The organism is Acidovorax sp. (assembly GCF_046291265.1).
GTDB lineage: Bacteria > Pseudomonadota > Gammaproteobacteria > Burkholderiales > Burkholderiaceae_C > Acidovorax.
This window is the reverse complement of the sequence record NZ_JBKBTV010000045.1, coordinates 21,729-41,007: the sequence shown is the minus strand read 5'-3', so window position 1 is coordinate 41,007 and position 19,279 is coordinate 21,729. Positions and strand designations below refer to the sequence as shown.

At 63.7% G+C, this 19,279-nt stretch carries 15 protein-coding genes, 1 pseudogene and 1 riboswitch; of the genes and pseudogenes, 8 read left to right on the top strand and 8 right to left on the bottom strand.

What is annotated here, in order from left to right; all coding sequences use genetic code 11:
* Window positions 1-331: pseudogene (locus ACK41V_RS16440) on the top strand (MBL fold metallo-hydrolase); the annotation flags it as partial.
* 213 nt (window positions 332-544) lie between these two features.
* On the opposite strand, the gene ACK41V_RS16435 reads toward ACK41V_RS16440, so the two are convergent.
* Window positions 545-1,498 carry a LysR family transcriptional regulator gene (locus ACK41V_RS16435; protein WP_409783773.1) on the bottom strand — a complete coding sequence of 318 codons (954 nt, stop codon included), beginning with the start codon at window positions 1,496-1,498 and terminating at the stop codon, window positions 545-547.
* A 72-nt stretch (window positions 1,499-1,570) separates the two neighbouring features.
* Between ACK41V_RS16435 and ACK41V_RS16430 the strand changes: the two genes are divergently transcribed.
* From ACK41V_RS16430 to metH, 3 genes are all read left to right on the top strand, one after another.
* Complete coding sequence (locus tag ACK41V_RS16430; protein WP_409783771.1) at window positions 1,571-2,041, top strand: PACE efflux transporter; 471 nt, start codon at window positions 1,571-1,573, stop codon at window positions 2,039-2,041.
* 95 nt (window positions 2,042-2,136) lie between these two features.
* Entirely contained in the window at window positions 2,137-2,895 is a 759-nt protein-coding gene (locus ACK41V_RS16425) for a hypothetical protein (RefSeq protein ID WP_409783769.1), read from the top strand.
* A 49-nt stretch (window positions 2,896-2,944) separates the two neighbouring features.
* A riboswitch (S-adenosyl-L-homocysteine riboswitch) is annotated at window positions 2,945-3,043 on the top strand.
* A 33-nt stretch (window positions 3,044-3,076) separates the two neighbouring features.
* Entirely contained in the window at window positions 3,077-5,815 is a 2,739-nt protein-coding gene (gene metH / locus ACK41V_RS16420) for a methionine synthase (protein ID WP_409783767.1), read from the top strand.
* Between the two features lie 278 nt (window positions 5,816-6,093).
* Here the strand turns inward: metH and ACK41V_RS16415 are convergent, their stop codons facing one another.
* The 3 genes from ACK41V_RS16415 to ACK41V_RS16405 form a co-directional block, all read right to left on the bottom strand.
* Window positions 6,094-8,361, bottom strand: a complete 2,268-nt coding sequence (locus ACK41V_RS16415; RefSeq protein ID WP_409783765.1) for a TonB-dependent receptor family protein — start codon at window positions 8,359-8,361, stop codon at window positions 6,094-6,096.
* Complete coding sequence (locus ACK41V_RS16410; protein ID WP_409783763.1) at window positions 8,330-9,676, bottom strand: PQQ-dependent sugar dehydrogenase; 1,347 nt, start codon at window positions 9,674-9,676, stop codon at window positions 8,330-8,332. The genes ACK41V_RS16415 and ACK41V_RS16410 overlap by 32 nt, the downstream gene beginning before the upstream one ends.
* 460 nt (window positions 9,677-10,136) lie before the next feature.
* Complete coding sequence (locus tag ACK41V_RS16405; protein WP_409783761.1) at window positions 10,137-10,526, bottom strand: RidA family protein; 390 nt, start codon at window positions 10,524-10,526, stop codon at window positions 10,137-10,139.
* A gap of 236 nt (window positions 10,527-10,762) precedes the next feature.
* On the opposite strand from ACK41V_RS16405, the gene ACK41V_RS16400 reads away from it, so the two are divergent.
* Both ACK41V_RS16400 and ACK41V_RS16395 read left to right on the top strand, forming a co-directional pair.
* Window positions 10,763-11,695, top strand: coding sequence for a LysR substrate-binding domain-containing protein (locus tag ACK41V_RS16400; RefSeq protein WP_409783759.1), 933 nt, complete (start codon window positions 10,763-10,765; stop codon window positions 11,693-11,695).
* A gap of 140 nt (window positions 11,696-11,835) precedes the next feature.
* The gene (locus ACK41V_RS16395; RefSeq protein ID WP_409783757.1) at window positions 11,836-12,222 is read left to right on the top strand and encodes a hypothetical protein; all 387 of its coding nucleotides are present in this window, start codon (window positions 11,836-11,838) and stop codon (window positions 12,220-12,222) included.
* Between the two features lie 112 nt (window positions 12,223-12,334).
* Here the strand turns inward: ACK41V_RS16395 and ACK41V_RS16390 are convergent, their stop codons facing one another.
* Window positions 12,335-12,814, bottom strand: coding sequence for a VOC family protein (locus tag ACK41V_RS16390; protein WP_409783755.1), 480 nt, complete (start codon window positions 12,812-12,814; stop codon window positions 12,335-12,337).
* A gap of 500 nt (window positions 12,815-13,314) precedes the next feature.
* Here ACK41V_RS16390 and ACK41V_RS16385 point away from each other — a divergent pair, with 500 nt between their 5' ends.
* Both ACK41V_RS16385 and ACK41V_RS16380 read left to right on the top strand, forming a co-directional pair.
* Entirely contained in the window at window positions 13,315-13,851 is a 537-nt protein-coding gene (locus ACK41V_RS16385; protein WP_409783753.1) for a pyridoxamine 5'-phosphate oxidase family protein, read from the top strand.
* Window positions 13,848-14,714 carry a YihY/virulence factor BrkB family protein gene (locus ACK41V_RS16380; RefSeq protein WP_409783751.1) on the top strand — a complete coding sequence of 289 codons (867 nt, stop codon included), beginning with the start codon at window positions 13,848-13,850 and terminating at the stop codon, window positions 14,712-14,714. The genes ACK41V_RS16385 and ACK41V_RS16380 overlap by 4 nt, the downstream gene beginning before the upstream one ends.
* A gap of 306 nt (window positions 14,715-15,020) precedes the next feature.
* Here the strand turns inward: ACK41V_RS16380 and ACK41V_RS16375 are convergent, their stop codons facing one another.
* The 3 genes from ACK41V_RS16375 to ACK41V_RS16365 form a co-directional block, all read right to left on the bottom strand.
* Window positions 15,021-16,538 (bottom strand): restriction endonuclease, encoded by a 1,518-nt coding sequence (locus tag ACK41V_RS16375; protein ID WP_409783749.1) that lies wholly within the window; start codon window positions 16,536-16,538, stop codon window positions 15,021-15,023.
* A 467-nt stretch (window positions 16,539-17,005) separates the two neighbouring features.
* On the bottom strand, window positions 17,006-17,578 hold the full coding sequence (locus ACK41V_RS16370) for a shikimate kinase (protein ID WP_409783747.1): 573 nt from the start codon (window positions 17,576-17,578) through the stop codon (window positions 17,006-17,008).
* Between the two features lie 292 nt (window positions 17,579-17,870).
* The gene (locus ACK41V_RS16365; protein WP_409783746.1) at window positions 17,871-19,025 is read right to left on the bottom strand and encodes a serine hydrolase domain-containing protein; all 1,155 of its coding nucleotides are present in this window, start codon (window positions 19,023-19,025) and stop codon (window positions 17,871-17,873) included.
* Window positions 19,026-19,279: the final 254 nt, after the last annotated feature.

Here is a 19,279-nt window from a genome sequence, read left to right as displayed (position 1 = left end):
TGAGCCCAGCGTGTACCTGGCGGGCGACACCGTGCTGACCACCACGGTGCGTGATTGCCTGGCGCGTCTGCAGCCCGACGTGTCGGTGTTGCCCGCCGGGGGCGCCCGGTTTGATGTGGGCGCCGAGATCCTGATGGACGCCGCCGACATGGCCGAGGCCGCGCAATTGACCCACGGCGCGCTGGTGGTCAACCACCTGGAGGCGCTGGACCACTGCCCCACCTCGCGCGAGTCTGTGCGGGCGCTGGCGCAGCAGGGCGGTTGGGCGCACCGCCTGTGGGTGCCCGAGGATGGCGAATGCAGGGCGTACCCGGGCGGGGCGGTGAATTAAAATGCTCCTCAAACAATAGCTGCTAGCGCTTGATAGATAAGCGCTAGAGGCCAATTTGACTCAAAATTTACCTGCCTCAGATGGGCCCCATCCGTTCAGGCTGAGCCTGTCGAAGCCAGGGCGCTTTTTGCGAACAGCCCTTCGGCAGGCTCAGGACGAACGGTCTGTCTGAGGCATTTACCTAGCCAGGCAGTTTGGCCTCCATTTCTTGGCTCAGCCCGCCTGGGTGTCTGGCGTGTTGCGGGGCGCTGCGCTATCCCGCATCAGCGCAACAAAACGCGCGGCGCCCAAGCCCAGGGGCCGCTCCTTAGACCACACCACATCCACCCACAGCGCCGTGCCGTTGCTCAGGTTTTCAAACGGCATCTCCACCAGCCGCCCCGCCTCGATGCGCGGCTGCACCAGCGCACGGGGCTGCCAGCCCCAGCCCAGGCCCGCTTCGATCATCCCCAGCGCGGCCAGGTGGTTGTCGGTGCGCCAGTGGTGGCGGGCAAACACAAAGCGCGGGTCGGTCTGTGCCAGGTCGCGGCTGGCCACCACGATTTGGCGCGTGGTGGTCAGGTGTTCTTCGCGCAGCATGGCGCGCTCGGGTGGCTCGCCCCGGGCCAGGGCGAATGCGCGCGTGCCCTGCAATACCGCGTGGTCCGGCGCCATCACGGCCACCAGCGTCTCGGTGCCCACTTCCTGAAAACCCTCGCGCCCGTCGATGCTGGGCCGCTCGAACACCAGCGCCAGTTGCGCGCGGCCGCTGTGCAGCAGCGCCAGCGCATCCACCTGCGGGGCGGTCAACACCTCCACCTGCAGCAGCGGGTATTCCGATGCCAGCGTGGCCAGCGGGCCCGTCCAGCGGGCGGCCAGCAGCTCGGGGGCGATGGCCAGCGTCAGCCGCTCTTCCAGCCCCTGCGTCAGCGCCAGCGCCTGCGCGTTGAGCTGTTGCAACTGCCCGGCGAGCAGCCGGGCTTGTGGCTCCAGCGCGCGGGCGGCGGCGGTGGGCCGGGGCTCGCGGCCGCTGCGGTCAAACAGCTGCACATCCAGCTCGGCCTCCAGGTGCGCAATCGTCATGCTGACGGCCGACGGCACCCGCGACAGCGACCGCGCGGCGGCCGAAAACGAGCCGTGGTCGAGCGCTGCCAGGAACACCTGCACGCTGTCAGAAGAGAAGGCCATGGGTGTGATCTATCAAATAAACTGAAACAAGCTGACTTTATATATCAGCCACAGGCACATAAAGTCACGGCCATGGACAAGCAACCTTCTCTTTTCAGCCTGCAGGGCATCAAGCGCCGCGTGATCTATGTGAGCCTGTACGAGCTGATCGCCATCGCAGCCGCCACGGCCGGGCTGGCGCTGCTCTCGGGCCAGGGCGCGGGCCATTCCAGCGTGGTGGCCGCAGCGGCCTCGGTGATCGCCGTGGTCTGGAACCTCGTTTTTAACTGGGCCTTTGAGCGCTGGGAGTCTCGCCAGCCTGTGCGCGGTCGCAGCGTGGCACGGCGCGTGGCGCATGCCATCGGTTTTGAAGGCGGGCTGGTCTTCACGCTGGTGCCGCTGTTTGCCTGGTGGTTTGACATCACCCTGTGGCACGCGTTTGTGATGGACCTGGGGCTGATCGTGTTCTTCCTTTGCTACACCTTTGTCTTCAACTGGGTGTTCGACCACCTGTTTGGCCTGCCTGCGTCGGCCATGGCGCCCCCAGAGGCCGTTGCCGCCTGATCCTGTCCCGGCCCGTCCGCGCCATCGTCAAACAGTGTGAACACGGCCCGCAGTGGGTTGGTTGGCATGCTGAGGCTGCAGATAATGAGCCCACCATGTACGGGCTCCTTCGCCATTCCTTCTCCGCTGTTCCCAACACTGCACTGCCGGGCGTGCTGCTGTGTGCGCTGCTGTCAGGCTGCGTGAGCACGGCCCCAGCGCCGCGCGGGGAGGTCCGGGGTGCGTCAACCTCTGCGGCCGAACTGGCGCAGTCAGATGCCAACCGCATCGCGACCCTGGCCATGCAGGAGAACCTGGAGGGCTTGTACCGGCTGATGGACAAGCTCTACCGCCGCAACCCGGCCGAGTGGCGCAAAAGTGGCACGGCAAGCCGCGAACAGGCCATCGAGCAGGTGCGTGCGGCCATCGCGCAGCGCCAGCCCTGGGCGCCGCTGCAAGGGCGCCGCGACATCGCCGCCCTGGGCCTGGCGCTGGCGCCCGAGTTTGCGGGCGACCGCGTGGCGGCGTTCATTCATGCCACGGCCGACATGATCATCACAGCGCATGGCGGCAAGACGGAATTCTTCCTGCTCGACGGCATTGACGCGCAGCACCTGTACAACGCCGCGCGCAACGTGGAGACCGCCGTGTGGCTGCTGGCCCAGCGGCGCAACGCCCAGGGCCAGCCGCTGCTGCTGGCCGATGAAATGGGGCCCCAGGGCCGCAACCTCAGCTTTGAGCGCGAGTTCGGCAAGATCATTGCGCGGCTGGATCTGCTGGCCAACTTCACCACCGAAAAATACCGCCGTGCCGCCATCAGCTACGTGCACGGCATTGTGGGCGGAAGTTTTCTGCAGTTTCTGCCGGTGCGCTGACCGCGCACAGGGGCCGCGTGACAGGCGCGGGGCCGGTAAAATGCCGGTTTCGCCCAAGGAGCGTTGCAGCGGCCCCGTCACAGGATCGGCCGTCAGGCTTGGGCATGGCGCGCACGCGTGCACCCCTTCGCAACGACGCTCACCTGTTTTTCTGCCGTTCCTGCACAGGTGAGTAAGCCCTATGTCCGCTATTGAGTCGTCCCCCATGAAGCTGTCCGGCCTGGAGCCGGTGTTGATCGGCGAGGGCACGCTGTTCGTCAACATTGGCGAGCGCACCAACGTCACCGGCTCCAAGGCGTTTGCGCGCATGATTTTGAACGGCCAGTACGAAGAGGCCCTGGCCGTGGCCCGCCAGCAGGTCGAAAACGGCGCGCAGATCATCGACATCAACATGGACGAGGCCATGCTCGACAGCAAGGCGGCCATGGTGCGTTTTCTGCAGCTGATCGCGTCCGAGCCCGACATTGCGCGCGTGCCCATCATGGTCGACAGCTCCAAGTGGGACGTGATCGAGGCGGGCCTGCGCTGCGTGCAGGGCAAGGGCATCGTCAACTCCATCTCCATGAAGGAGGGCGTGGACAAGTTCAAGCACGAGGCGCGCTTGGTGCGCCGCTATGGCGCCGCTGCGGTGGTGATGGCGTTTGACGAAAAAGGCCAGGCCGACACCTACGAACGCAAGATCGAAATCTGCGAACGCGCCTACCGCATCCTGGTCGATGACGTGGGCTTCCCGCCCGAGGACATCATCTTTGACCCCAACATCTTTGCCGTGGCCACCGGCATTGAAGAACACAACAACTACGCGGTCGATTTCATCGAAGCCGTGCGCTGGATCAAGCAGAACCTGCCGGGCGCCAAGGTGTCGGGCGGCGTGAGTAACGTGTCGTTCAGCTTTCGCGGCAACGACCCCGTGCGCGAGGCCATCCACACCGTTTTCCTGTTCCACGCCATCAAGGCGGGCATGGACATGGGCATCGTCAACGCGGGCATGGTGGGCGTGTACGACGACCTGGAGCCCGTGCTGCGCGAGCGCGTGGAAGACGTGGTGCTCAACCGCCGCCCTGACGCCGGTGAACGCCTGGTCGAGATCGCCGAAACCGCCAAGAGCGGCGCCAAGGACGAGAGCAAGCGGCTCGAATGGCGCGGCACGCCGGACAATCCCAAGACCGTGGGCGAGCGCCTCTCCCACGCGCTGGTGCACGGCATCACCGACTTCATCACCGAAGATACCGAAGAGGCTTACCAGGCCATCCTCGCCAAGGGCGGGCGTCCGCTGCACGTCATCGAAGGCCCGCTCATGGACGGCATGAACGTGGTGGGCGACCTGTTCGGCGCGGGCAAGATGTTTTTGCCCCAGGTGGTGAAAAGCGCGCGGGTGATGAAGTCGGCCGTGGCCCACCTGATCCCCTACATCGAGGAAGAAAAGCGCCAGGACGAACTGGCCGGGCGTGACGTGCGCAGCAAGGGCAAGATCATCATCGCCACCGTCAAGGGCGACGTGCACGACATCGGCAAGAACATCGTCACCGTGGTCTTGCAGTGCAACAACTTTGAAGTGGTGAACATGGGCGTGATGGTGCCCTGCCACGAAATTTTGGCGCGCGCCAAGGTCGAGGGCGCCGACATCGTGGGCCTCTCGGGCCTCATCACCCCCAGCCTTGAAGAGATGCAGTACGTGGCGGGCGAGATGCAGAAAGACGAGCACTTTCGCATCAAGAAGATCCCGCTGCTCATCGGTGGCGCCACCTGCAGCCGCGTGCACACGGCCGTCAAGATTGCGCCGCACTACGAAGGCCCCGTGGTCTACGTGCCCGACGCCTCGCGCAGCGTGAGCGTGGCGCAAAGCCTGCTGGGCGACGGCGTGGACGCCTATGTGCAAGAACTCAACGCCGACTACGACAAGGTGCGCACCCAGCACGCCAACAAAAAGGCCACGCCGCTGTGGTCGCTGGCCAAAATCCGCGCCAACAAGACGTCCATGGATTGGGCCGCTTTCAAGCCCACAGCGCCGCGCGCGCTGGGCCGTCGGGTGTTCAAGAACTTTGACCTGGCCGAGCTGGCCAAATACATCGACTGGGGCCCGTTCTTTCAGACTTGGGACCTGGCCGGTCCGTACCCCGCTATCCTGGCTGACGAAGTAGTGGGCGTGGAAGCCACGCGCGTGTTTGCCGACGCGCAGGCCATGCTCAAAAAGATCATCGAAGGCCGTTGGCTCACTGCCAGCGGCGTGATGGGCCTGTACCCCGCCAACAGCGTGAACGATGACGACATCGAGTTCTACACCGACGAGACCCGCACCGAGGTCGCCATGACCTGGTACGGCATGCGCCAGCAGACCGAAAAGCATGTGATCGACGGCGTGACCCGCCCCAGCCGTTGTCTCGCCGACTTCATCGCTCCCAAGTCCAGCGGCATTGCCGACTACGCGGGCATGTTCGCCGTGACGGCGGGCCTGGGGATCGAGAAGAAAGAAAAGGCGTTTATCGACCAGCTGGACGACTACTCGGCCATCATGTTCAAGAGCCTGGCCGACCGCCTGGCCGAAGCGTTTGCCGAATGCCTGCACCAGCGCGTGCGCACCGACCTGTGGGGCTACGCCGCGGGCGAGCAGCTGAGCAGCGACGAACTCATTGCCGAAAAGTACCGCGGCATCCGCCCCGCGCCCGGCTACCCCGCCTGCCCCGACCACAGCGCCAAGAGCGACCTGTTCGACGTGCTGCAGTGTGGTGAAGTCGGCATGACGCTGACCGAAAGCCTGGCCATGATGCCCGCCGCCAGCGTGAGCGGCTTCTACATCGGCCACCCCGACGCCGTGTATTTCAACGTCGGCAAGATTGGCGAAGACCAACTGCACGACATGGCGCAGCGCCGGGGGATGGACGAGGCGGTGTTGACCCGCCTGCTGGCGCCCAACCTTTGAGACTACTAAATTTATAGCTGCTAGCGCTTATTGGATAAGCGCTAGAGCCATATTTGACTGATGGGGAGGCTGCCTCAGATAGACCGTTCGCCCTGAGCCTGTCGAAGGGCTGTTCGCAAAAAGCGCCCTGGCTTCGACAAGCTCAGCCCGAACGGTTTGGGGCAAATGTGAGGCATCTAGCTAATCAAGCGTATTTGACTCATATTTCGACTTACCCGCCCTTGCAGTGCCGGTAGGCAGCGGCCCCCGAATTCCAGCGGCAAGCAGGCGCTCGCCGCTCAAAGAAACTGCGCGCGCACACCCACCATCAGCCGCCTGCCCGCTGCGGGCTCGAAGAAGCGGCCGTTGCCGTCGTTCACGATGAGCGTGCCCGCGTAGCGGCGGTTGAACAGGTTGTCCAGCCGCGCCCACACCTGCCAGCGGGTGCTGCCTGGCGCTGCGTTGCCCAGCTGATAGCCAGCGTTCAGGCCCGCCACGGCGTAGCCGGGGGCCGAGGCGGTGTTGGTGTCGTTGGCAAACACCGCCCCAGCCAGGTTCACCGTGCCGCCCACGCGCCAGCGCGGGGTGGGGGCGTAGTCAACGGCCAGTTGCGCCATGTGCCGCGCCGTACCCGGCAGCCGGTTGCCCGCTGCGATGGCGGCGCCGCCCGCGCCCGTGTAGGGGTTGCCAAAATAAGCGTCGAGATAGGTGTAGCTGGCACGCGGCGTCCACGCGCCCATCTCGGCGCGCCACGCCAGCTCCAGGCCGCGGCGGCGGACGTTGTCCACGTTTTGAAACACCGACCGGCCGTTGACGGTTTCCACCGGCACGATCTCGCCGCGGCTGCGTGTGTCAAACCAGGCCACGTCCAGTTGCTGGTTCTCGCCCTTGTATTTGGCGCCCACCTCCCACTGTCGGCTGCGCGCGGCAGACAGGCCAAAGTTGGGCCCGGAGTTGCCGCTGCTGTAGGCCATTTCAGATAGCGTGGGGGTTTCAAAACCCCGGCCGATGTTGGCGTACAGGTTGAGCGTGTCGGTCGCGCTCCACACCAGCCCCGCTACCGGGCTGGTGTGGCGCCAGGTGCGTCCTCCGCTGTCGTCGGGGTTGGCGGGGGTGATGAAGTGGTCGTCCACCTCCACGCGCACCTGGCTGGCCCGAAACCCCGCCACCGCGCGCCAGCGCGGCGAAATCCAGGCGTCGAGTTGCGCGTACAGATCGGTGTTGGTGGCACGGTCGTTTTCGTTGCGCCGCAGGTCGCCACTGGCGCCCGACTGGTTCACAAACCCCTGGCGGTGTTCGGACATGCGGTTGGCATCCATACCCACGGTCCACGTCAGGGGCAGGCCCGACGGCATGCGCAGCGCGCGCGTCCAGGCCATGCCCACACCGTGGTAGCCGCGGTCCAGGTCGACCACGCCCCCGGCGCTGTTGGCCGCGGCGCCGCTGAAGGACAGGTGCTGCGTCAGTTGGCGCGTGCCGCCATAGGCGCGCAGTTGCAGGCTGTCGACGGTGTTGAGCTGGTGCTCCAGCACCACGCCCAGCTGGTTTTGCGCCACCGATTTGCGGGTGTCAAACGCGGTGGCTACGGCAACCGCCTGCCGCGGGTCGCTTTGGAACTGGGCCAGGTCCAGGCCTAGCGGGTCTTGGGCCAGCGGCTGGTCGTACAGGTTGAGCAACGCAGTGATGCGCGTGCGGCCATCGGGGCGCGCCACCAGTTTGCCGTTGAAGTGGGTGCGCCGGGCCGCACTGTGCGCGCGCCAGCCGTTGGTTTCGAAGTGCGACAGGTCCACCAGCCCGCCCAGGCGTTGGTCGCCAAAGTCGAGCGACGCATCGACCAGCCGCTGGCCGTACGAACCCACGGCCACGCCCGCCTGGGCCGCGCCGCCGGGCCGCGGGTCGCGCGTGGTGACCTGCACCACGCCCCCCGCCGCGTTGCCATACAGCTGCGCCAACGGGCCGCGCAGCACATCGACCTGCGCGGCCGACGGCAGGTGCGCCGTGGCCGCCTGGCCCTGGCCGTCGGGCATGCTGGCCGGAATGCCGTCCACCAGCACCCGCACCCCGCGCACGCCAAAGGTGGACCGGGCGCCAAAACCGCGCACGGCAATCTGCAGGTCTTGCGCGTAGTTGCCGCGGTCTTGCGCGACCACCCCTGCCTGCCCGGCCAGGATCTCAGACAAGTGCACCAGCGGCGTGGTGGCCGCAAACCCGTCCACCGCCACGCTGGTGTGGCTGGCGGCGCTGTCGAAGCGCCGCTGGGCCTGGGCGCTGTCGACCACTTCGACCGTGGACAGCGCGGGAACAGTGGGAGTGGCTGCAGCGGCTGCGTTGTTGGCTGCCGGGTCAGTGGTTTTCTTTTCTGGATCGTTCAGCGCTGGGGTCTGCGCATGCGCAGCCGCACACGCCCAGCTGGCCAGCAATGGGGCCAGCCCCTGCCAACGTCGATACACCAGAGGAACGGATGTCAAAAACACGGCACGGCGCTGCAAAAGCGGCAGCGGGGCGCGGGTGGCGCTGGTAGCGTGGGTCGTGCGGTCATTCGGCGCGTCCCACGCGCCAGATGGCATTGCCCACATCGTCTGCCACCAGCAGTGCGCCCTTGCCATCCAGCGCCACGCCCACGGGTCGGCCATACGCCTTGCCTTCCGGGTTCAGGAACCCGCGCAAAAACTCCACCGGCGGGCCAGACGGTTTGCCGCCTGTAAACGGCACAAACACCACGTTGTAGCCCGCCAGGTCCTTGCGGTTCCAGGAGCCGTGTTGGCCGATGAAGGCGCCGCTGGCAAACGCCGCAGGCATGCGCGCGTCAGAAAAAGTCATCCCCAGCGGCGCTACGTGCGCGCCCAGGCCGTAGTCCGGTGCAATCGCTTTGGCCACCATGTCCGGGTTGGCGGGTTTGACGCGGGTATCCACGTTCTGGCCAAAGTAGCTCCACGGCCAGCCATAAAAAGCGCCGTCTTTTACCGAGGTCAGGTAGTCGGGCACCAGGTCGTTGCCCAGTTCGTCGCGCTCGTTCACCACGGTCCACAGTGCCTTGCTTTGGGGCTCCCAGCCCAGGCCGTTGGGGTTGCGCAAGCCGGTGGCAAACAACCGCTTGCTGGCGCTGGCCAGGTCGACTTCCCAAATGGCGGCGCGGCCTTGTTCCGATTCCATGCCGTTGTCGCCGATGTTGCTGTTGGACCCCACGGTTGCATACAGCTTGCTGCCATCGGCGCTGGCGATGATGTTTTTGGTCCAGTGGTGGTTGGCCCCCGCAGGCAGGTCGGTGACCTTGGTGACGGGCGAGGCGTTGGACGTTTGACCGGTTTCGTAGGTCACTTTGACGATGGCGTTGGCATTGGCGATGTAAAGCTGGTTGCCCACCAGCGCCATGCCAAACGGCGAGACCAGGTCTTTCATGAACACGGACCGGGTTTCGGCCACGCCGTCGCCATCAGCGTCGCGCAGCAGCGTGATGCGGTTGGCGCTGGGGGAGCCAGCGCCTGCCCGTTTCATCACTAGGCCCATCGCCTTGCCGCGCAGGCCGTCGGCGTGCACGTTTTTGGCGCCTGGTTCGGGATCGGGCTTGTTGCTCTCGGCCACCAGCACATCGCCGTTGGGCAGGGTGTAGGCCCAGCGCGGGTGGTCCAGTCCCGTCGCAAACGCAGTTACCCGAAAGCCCGCCACGGCCTGCGGCTGTGTGCCTTGGGGCCAGCCCTCGGCAGGCGCAATGTTGACGGTGGGCAGCAGAAGGTTTTTGTCGGGGGGCGGCAACTGCGGGTTGGCACCCACGCCCGGAGATGTCTGTGCGGACGCCCCCACGGTGGTGCCTGCGATCAGTGCCGCGAACAGCGGCCACCAGGGGCGAAAGGAGGAGGGTGCGTGGAGGCGGTGCGTGTTCATTCGCCCAGTATTGGACAGCCATTTCTTTCGCGTTTGTAGGTCAAGGCCGCAAATCCGCGCGCAGTAGACAGGGGCGGCGGTGACTGCCACGCGGGTGTTGGGCGCAGGCCAAAAGATGCGAAAGCCAGGGCTGCGCATCGCGTGGCGGCCCCTTGAAGCGCACGTGGGTTCTATCGCCATGAATATCAAATTGATAGCTACTAGCGCTTATTGGATAAGCGCTAGAGGCCATTTTGACCAAAATTTCGACGTGTTTGCAACTACGATCCCTTCCCCATCCGTTCGGGCTGAGCCCGTCGAAGCCAGGGCGCCCCCTGTGAACAGCCGCTCGACACGCTCAGAGCCAACAGCCTCCAAGACGTTATGGATGCGGCCCGGCTTCGACACGCTCAGCCTGAACGGCACTTGATGCACCAAGGGCAAAGGGCCGAATCAATCCATAGTCCGCCTTCAAGCCGCATTACGGCAGCTTCGCAATCACCTTGATCTCAAAGTCAAAACCGGCCAGCCAGTTGACACCCAACGCCGTCCAGTTGGGGTACGGAGCCTGCGGAAAGATTTCATCCTTCACGGCCAGCACCGTCTCGAACTGCTTCTCGGGGTCGGTACTGAACGTGGTGACGTCCACGATGTCGTCCAGCCCGCACCCCGCCGCCTGCAAGGTGGCCTTCAGGTTGTCGAACGCCCGCCGCACCTGCGCTTCAAAGTCGGGTTCGGGCGACCCGTCGTCGCGGCTGCCGACCTGGCCCGAGACAAACAGAAATCCATTGGCACGCACGGCGGGCGAATAGCGGTGGAGTTCGTACAGGGCCCGACGGCCGGGGGGAAACACAACATCGCGCTGGGTCATAAAAAAGTCCTTCATCGTGGGCCACCGGCGGCCCGGGGTTGTTGATGAACTGAATTTAGGGCGCCCTGTACGCCAGATAAACAGGCAAGTCTGTCCACCACTGTTCGTAAAATCCAAACAATCACGACCTCCATAAGCCCCACCGGCCGGCACCCCCACAGCGCGCACGCACCCTCGTCGCCGCCAAGCTGCGGTCAGCAGCACCATCGCAGCAGCACCCCAGGAGCAACCCCCCCATGGACCGATTTGACGCAATGCAGGCCTTTGCCCGCGTGGTGGAGTCCGGCAGCTTCACCAAAGCCGCCCACACCCTGCACATGAGCCGCACCACCGTCACGCAGCTGGTGCAACAGCTGGAAGCCCGCCTGCGCGTGAAGCTGCTCCACCGCACTACACGCACCGTCAAGGTCACGGCGGACGGCGCGGTTTACTACGAGCGCGTGGTGCGCCTGCTGGCCGATGTGGACGATGCCGAAACCAGCCTCTCTACCGCAGCCGCTGCGCCCCGGGGCCACCTGCGGGTTGACGTGCCCAGCCCGCTGGCCCGCCTCATCCTCATCCCCGCGCTGCCCGCGTTCCACGCGCAATACCCCGACATCCAGCTCGACCTGGGCGTGAGCGACCGCGTGGTCGACATCGTGGGCGACAACGTCGACTGCGTGGTGCGCGGCGGCACCCTGACCAACCCCGCCCTCATCGCCCGCCACGTGGGCGACCTCGCCCTGCGCGTGTACGCCGCCCCCAGCTACCTGCAGCGCGCAGGCGTGCCCGAGCACCCCCAGGTGCTGGAGGACAGCCAGCACCACTACACCGTCGGGTTCTTGTGGGCCCGCACCGGCAAACCGCTGCCGTTTTCGATGCGCCGCGGCGCAGAGCAGGTGCAAGCCCAGGGCCGCTACGTGTGCGCCGTGGACGACGGCAACGCCTACCTGGCCGCAGGCCTGGCCGGCATGGGCGTGTTGTGGCTGCCCGACTACATGGCGGGCCCCCACATTGCCAGCGGCGAACTGGTGCCGCTGTTTGAAGACTGGACGATGGACCCCATGCCCCTGTACGTGGCTTACCCGCCCCAACGGCACGTTAGCGCCAAGCTGCGGGTGTTCATTGATTGGGTGGCGGAGCTGATGGCGCGGCATGCGCCGGTGGGGGCGCGTGGGGCGGGTCAGTGAAGCAATGCTATTGATTAAATAGCTGATAGCGCTTGATGGATAAGCGCTACAGACTGATTTGATTTATTTTTTATCAACGTGACGCCCGCATCAACACGCAGGCGCCTGACCAAACGACCGCTACAGGAGTACACCGAACCATGCGAAAGACACGTGATTTGAAGACATCCATTGCCACCGTAGGCGTGCTGCTCACGCTGTTGGGTGCTGCCGCAATTGCCGCAGACTGGGCCTTTGCGTTCAAGCCCATCAACGCGCAGATGGCAATCTATTCGGGTGGCCTGGGCGACCCCAGCATGCCTACCGCACAAGAAGCCAAGGTGTCCTTTTACGTGCAAGGAAAAGCCGCCCGTGACCTGTTCGACCACATGGGCCCCGACGTGAAAAACGAATGCAGTTCCGACCCCAAGGCCCGTGCGCGCGTGAAAGGCCATCTGCAGTGCTTCGTGTACGCCAAGTCGGACTACAGCTGCTACTTTGGTTTTGATCTGAAAAACGGCAAAGGCATTGCGGGCAGCATCTGCTGACAGTGGTCTTTGCTATTGAATAAATAGCTGCTAGCGATTTATGGATATGCGCTAGAGGCCAATTTGGCTCAAAAAAATCTGAACCAAACGGCTTATACAAGCCAAGCGGCAATCACCCGCGCCAAGCCGCCTCAATCGATGCCACGTCAATCTTGCGCATCTCCAGCATGGCCTCGAAGGCACGCTTGCCCGCTGCGCGGTCTGGGTCATTGATGGCCTCTGTCAGCACCCGCGGCGTGATCTGCCACGACAGCCCCCATTGGTCTTTGCACCAGCCGCACGCGCTTTCCTGGCCACCGTTGTTGATGATGGCGTTCCACAGCCGGTCCGTCTCCGCCTGGTCGTCTGTGGCCACCTGAAACGAGAACGCCTCGCTGTGTGCGAATGTCGGGCCTCCGTTCAGCCCCAGGCACGGGATGCCCATCACGGTGAACTCCACGGTCAGTACGTCGCCTTGTTTTCCGTCGGGGTAGTCGCCCGGTGCATGCATCACGCGGCCCACGGCACTGTCCGGGAAGGTGTCGGCGTAGAACGTGGCCGCTTCCAAGGCTTTGCCGTTGAACCAGAGGCAGATCGTGTTTTTGCTGGGCATGGTGAAGATCTCCAGACTTGAAGAGCAAGGCGTTTGGATCAGCCGCTATTTGCCCGTCGCGCAAACTGAAATCCGTCGCGATGCAGTTTGCGCTCCAGGCATGTGCGCCACCGCCCAGGCCGCTATGGGCGATCTGCGGTCGCTGGTTGTGCAGGTGCAGCATTACCGTAGTTGCGACTGGCCTGTTTTTGGCCTCTGTACTTTTTCCACAGATAACCGGCTACCGCCATCAAGATCATTTTGCGCATAAGAACAATCCTTTCAAAGTTTGAACCTTGAGATTGGCTCAACCGTGTGGCGTGTTTTGTAGGAATGGAGGTCGAGCGAATGTGCGCGCCCTTGCCTGTGCGTCCCAGAGGACCCCGGCTGCCTAAGCTCCAAATGGAACCCCCAGGGACTGCAACCGCGCGGGAGGGCAATGTCAATGGTCGGGCTCCTACAGCGCTCGCCAGGTGGTTTGGGCCCAATCGATCTTTTTCAACGCAACCGGAGATCGCGCCATGGATTCAATCAACCAGAACCAGCCCGAAGACACCCACAAGCACCTGAGCGGCACCGACGCCACGGAGCGAATCCGGGAAATGGCCGAAGATGCCAAGTCCTGTTTCTTCTGCACCAACGCGCCCCACAGCGAAACGCGCGGGACGCGCCCCATGGGTGTGGAGAAGGTGGACGAGGCGGGCCACCTGTGGTTTCTGAGCGCGGGCGACAGCCACAAGAACCGCGAGATTGAGGCCGATCCCCAGGTGCGGATCTTCATGCAGGGCTCCAAGCATTCGGGCTTTCTGGTGCTGGACGGCACAGCCAGCATCCACCGCGACCGGGCGCTGATCGATGAGCTGTGGGACCCCATCATGAAAACCTGGTTCACCGAAGGCAAGGATGATCCGCGCGTCACGGTGATCGAGGTCGCTCCGGTTTCGGGCTACTACTGGGACACCAAACATGGCAGTCTTGTAGCCGCTACCAAAATGGTCATCGGTGCTGCGATCGGCAAGACGCTGGACGACTCGGTGGAAGGCCGCCTTCACCCATGATGCAGGGCCTGCGGCGCCTGGGCCGCACCATCACCGATCTTCCGGTGGTGGGCATCCTCCTTTTAGCGGTACGCAACTACTTCTTGCACCAAAGCGCGAACCAGGCTGGCAGCCTGGCTTTTTCTGCGGTGTTGGCCATGTTCCCGCTGCTGCTTCTTTTGTCGGCTGCGGCGGGGTTTATCGGCCAGCCGGGTGACGCGGCGGCGATGGCCGAGCGGGTGCTGGGCTACGCGCCGCCCCTGGTGCGCGACGCGATGCAACCCGTGGTGCAGCAGGTGCTGGCCCAGCGCAACCAGGCACTGGTCACGGTGGGGCTGGCCATCACGCTGTGGACCGGTTCCTCTGGCATGCAGGCGGTGCGTTCGGCGCTCAATCGGTCCTACGGCATCGACAGGGGCCTGCCATTTTGGAAGGCGCGCATCAAGTCCACGGTGTTCACCGTGGTGGTCGGCTCGGGCCTGCTGCTGATCTTCAGTTCCGTGATCGTCATGCCCCGTGTTTGGCACTTTGTCGTCACCAACATGGCAGCGGACGGCGCAGACGTGATCTGGCTCTACGACAGCGTGAGATACGGCGCCGCCTACCTGACGCTCGTTGTCTTGTACGCGCTGCTCTACGGCTGGCTGCCCGACATTCCACAGCGCGTCCGCACGGTGCTACCTGGCGCGCTGGTGGGCGCCGCTCTTTGGGTGGCCGCTGCAGCAACGCTTTCGTACACGCTTCGCACGGCGGGCAAGCTGGCCTTGATATACGGCAGCTTTGCAGGCGTGGTCGCCACCCTCGTGTTTCTGTACATCAGCGCGAGCACGCTGATCTATGGCGCGGAGATCAATGCGGTGCTGCGCGAGAAAGCGAAGTCCTGATCGAGCGGTTCTGACGCCGCCATCCGTTACATCTGGGCGCGGGACGACTGCATGCGCCGGTGGTGAGGGAAGGCGGGCGGGGAATTATCACTATCAAATAGATAGCTGCTAGCGCTTGATGAATAAGCGCTAGAGGCCAATTTAGCTAAAGAATCGAACCAGGCTGCCTTAACAAGCCAAGTGGCAATCACCCGCGCCAAACCGCCTCAATGGCCGCAACGTCAATCTTGCACATCTCCATCATGGCCTCGAAGGCACGCTTAGCCGCCGCACAAGCGCTACGCATAGGGAGGTTGGGCATGCCATTCAAACAGCAATCCGTGCAACAGTACCCGCATGCTCTCGCAGCAGATATAGCAGTCCACCGCCATCAATCAGCTCAATCGGCTTGTCCTTGGAGAAGTTGTAAGCATCTGGTCCATAACCACTCGTACAGACCAGAATGCCCTTGTTCGCTCCTTCATTGAGCATGGTCCCATACAGATCCCGCACTGCACTCACTCCGACTGTGTCGCGATAGCGCTTGGCCTGAATGACTACCTTTCCGCCGAGCACGGGACGGGTATCGAAGGCGACCGCGTCGACTCCACCATCCCGCGAACTGCGCGTAAGCTTGGTATCGAGTCCCATCTTGCTGAAGAGATTGGAAACAAGCTGCTCGAAGGCAGCTGGAGTCAGGTCCATTAAGTTGGGACGCGTTTCAAGTCCCGAAAGAGCATCCCCTTGCTCGATGAAGCGCTTGTCGACCATGTCAAATTCGACGATGGGTCTGACTGCTTGCAGCTCGTCAGGGCGGTTGGAGACCTGGGCGCCCAAGTTTCGCAGGCAGGCTACCTTCTCGACCTTGTCCAGTCGAAGTCCGAGAAACTCCATTTTTGGCGCGCGTACCGATATCACCGCTACCCGTACTGCCCTCCCGTTAGCTGGGTCGTGTGTGTCCACCATCCCGTTGAAAGTGACCAAGGCGAGCGCGTCGGCCTGATCGGCCTCGAACAATTCGTGCAGGGTTCTCAGCGTGATGGAGACAACGATGTCTTGGTAGAGCTGCTTGATTTCTACGGGTTTGCGGGCCTTGGATTCAATGGAATCCTTGGTCTTAACGTACCGGTACTCGCTTTCCTTGGGAATCGCCTGCACTTCAGGAAGGTCGTATTCCACAATCAATTCTGAAGAATCTGGGACGTAGGCGACGCGGAATTTTTGCGGAAATCCCTCTGTCGGGTACTCCGACCGTGCTAGCACCATCTCGTTGTAGGCCACCACGGCATCCGGTTCCTTTGCCCGATACGCCGTTTGGAATTCGTCTACCTCGGCATTGCGGCGTTGGACCTCTGCTTCGAAGAGACACCTGCGTTGGTCGTATTCCACTTTAAGCGTGGTGAATCGCTCTCTTTTGGTAGCTTCGGTCTGGTTGAAGCGCGCAACTTCCAGCTCATGATCAGAAGCTGCTTTAACCAACGCAGCGGCATGTTTCTTGGCGGCTCCAGGAATGAGCTTGCGCAGACCAGATGGCGGAGGCACCTGTGGAGCCCTTGGAGCGCGACTTGGTGCAAGCTCCAGAGGCGGCGTAAAGGCTTCAAATTCCGTCGATGGCCGCAACGCGTCGAAGTCGATCCGATCATCTACCGAAAGCGTGTGCGCCAGAATTCCCTGCAGTTCGGCCTGCCGATCCTGCAGTTCAGCGTTGAGGTCATCAGCTTCTCCTTGGCGATCCTCCAGGTACTGAGCCTTTGCAAGCTTTTGCGCGGTCCGTTCATCGCGGTTCTGCTGCGCTTGTGCCATACGCTGATGGCGCTCAATCTGCCGTGCTTGGGTCAGCCGCATACGAATGTCGCGCTGACGCTCACGCTCCGCAGTCGCCACTGCGCGCGCCGTAGCGCGGAGAAATCCCTCAAAACCGCTTCGTCGCCCCATTTCGCCCCCCTTGTATTTGGTGTTGTCCTCAACTGCTCGGATTTCTCAGGGAATGCCTCGACATTCCCTAGCACGGAAGCATTTTTTGACCTACATGCCGTAATACTTGCTGCTGAAGCTTACGGAAAACCGACTCCGTCGAAAGACGGATGACTGGTTCCCTCGCTTCTCTTGCTCCCCATGTTGCCGGAGCAACTCTGCCGCTACAAGTAGTTAAGCGAAGTTCTTCAGGTGACCGTAGCCAGCAGCCGTTCCGCCTGAATTGCATTCCATCAGCGAAAACACACATCTGAAGTTATCGGCTAACGATGCAGCGCATGCTTCGTTAGCTCATGCCGTTCAGAATTGCGCGATGAAATCCGGCAGCTGATAGGAAATCACCTCGGGGCATTCGTGTGCAATGGCTGGGTACTTGTTTGCGCGCCCTGCGCCCCCGCCGCCATCTCCAACTGCATCATGACCATGTTCACCAGCGTGCTCACCGTCGGCCGCCCAGTTTCGATCACGAAGTGCGCTGTCTCGCGGTACAGGACGTCGCGCACTGCATACAGCTCACGCAGCTTGTCCATGGGGTTGCCGCCTTGCAGCAGGGGGCGGGTCTTGTCGTGTTTCACGCGCCGGTAGATTTCTTCAGGCGACGCGCGCAGGTACAACACGTTGCCAAACTGGCGCAGCACCGCGCGGTTTTCTGGGCGCAGCACGGCGCCGCCGCCGGTGGAAAGGACCATGCCGCCGGGCGTTTGTGTCACTTCCGCCAGCACCTGCGCTTCCAGGTCACGAAAGCTGGCCTCGCCTTCGGCTTCGAAATAGCTGCGAATGCTGGTGCCGATGGTTTGCTCCAGCCGGTGGTCCAGGTCAATGAACGGCACCCCGGCCCGGTGGGCCAGCTGGCGGCCGATGGTGGATTTGCCCGAGCCGGGCATGCCGACCAGTGCGCAGCGAATCTGCATAGATAGAAAAAAGAGATCTGGTGGACGGGCCTGCGAGTGGGGCGGTGGGCCTGCTGCATGCGTGCCGTGACTGGAGGCAGAGTGTAAGCCGGGGTCGGTGGTTGCCTTTGGCGCCAGCCGCCGCATGACACTGTGTTGTCCGGTGGGGCTTGCCATACCGATTTGCGTTCAAAACAACCAACCCATTCACGCTGAGCCTGTCGAAGCGACGCGCGAGGCTTCGACAAGCCTGTCCTGAGCCCGTCGAAGGGCTCAGCCCGAACGGTTGGGATGGATCAAGCGCGAATGCTGATCAAAGTGCGGCGTACACCAGTGCCGGGTACAGCTCGCACATGTAGCGCAGCTGTCCGGGCGCCTGCGTGAGCAGGATGGCAAACAGGTCTTCCGCCGGGTCGACAAAGAAGAACGTGCCGCCCAGCCCGCTCCAGCTGTAGGCGCCCGCCGATGCGGGGCTGGTGGCCTGGCCGGCTGCCTTGCGCACCGCCACGCCCAGGCCAAAGCCGTAGCCGGGGGGCAGGATGTCGCCTGCTGCGGCAATGTTGCTGCCCAAGTGGTCGGCGGTCATGAAGTCCACCGTGGCGCGGCTGACCAGGCGCACAGGCCCGTCGGGACCCGGCGCGGTGCCGCGCCCCAGCATGAGTTGCAGAAACCGCGCGTAGTCGCTGGCGGTGGACACCAGCCCGCCACCTGCGGACTCGAACACGGGGGGCGCGGACACATCAATCAGCGCCACGTCGGCACCGGTCTGTGGGTCGCGTGCAAAGGGCTCGGCCAAACGATGCTGGCTGTGCGGGGGGATTGAAAACCCGGTGTCGCGCATGCCCAGCGGGCCGAACACGCGGCGCTGCAGAAGGGCGCCCAGGGGTTCGCCCTCGACCACCTCCAGCACGGCGCCCAGCACGTCGGTGGCGCGGCTGTATTCCCAGCGGCTGCCGGGCTGGTGCACCAGCGGCAGCGGGCCCAGTGCGGTGGCCAACTCGGCGTTGGTCTGGCGGCGTGATCCGATGCGGGCGGCGCGGTAGGCGTCGGGCACGGTGCCCGCCTCCCACGCGTAGCTCAGGCCTGCGGTGTGGCGCAGCAGGTCGTGCACGGTGGCTTCGCGTTGGGCGGGCACGGTCTGGCCGGTGGTTTCGTCGAAAACCCGCTGGCTTGCAAAGGCGGGCAGGTAGTGCGACACGGGCTGCGACAGCAGCAGGCGGCCTTCTTCCATCAGCATCAGTGCCACCAGCGAGGCAATGGGCTTGGTCATGGAGTAAATGCGAAACACCGTGTCGGCGGCCATGGCGGGCCCGGGTTGGCCGTTGGCACCTGGGTGTTGCGCACCGATGGCCTCGTGCAGCACCGTGCGGCCCTGGTGGTGCACCAGCGCCACCGCGCCGGGCAGCAGGCCTTGGTCTACGTGGGTTTGAAGAGCGGTGCGCAGGCTGGCAAATGGGGGCGTTGGCATGGGGCTCCAGGGGTGGCGGGGTGGCTGGGGTGGCATTTCATTCTGCAGTGCAGAACCGGGCACGTGACAGGCATACGGCGGCAGGTGTTTCAGTCTGTGTCTGCCAAGGGCTGTGCAAAGTCGCACACATGACTTGCACGCCTGCCAAACGCTGGGTGATTACCCTGAAATGTTCTGCACAGCGGAATTGAAGGTTGGGGTTGCGGGGCTTCGTTACTAAGCTGAACACGCCTTGAATGTGATGGCGCCATGCC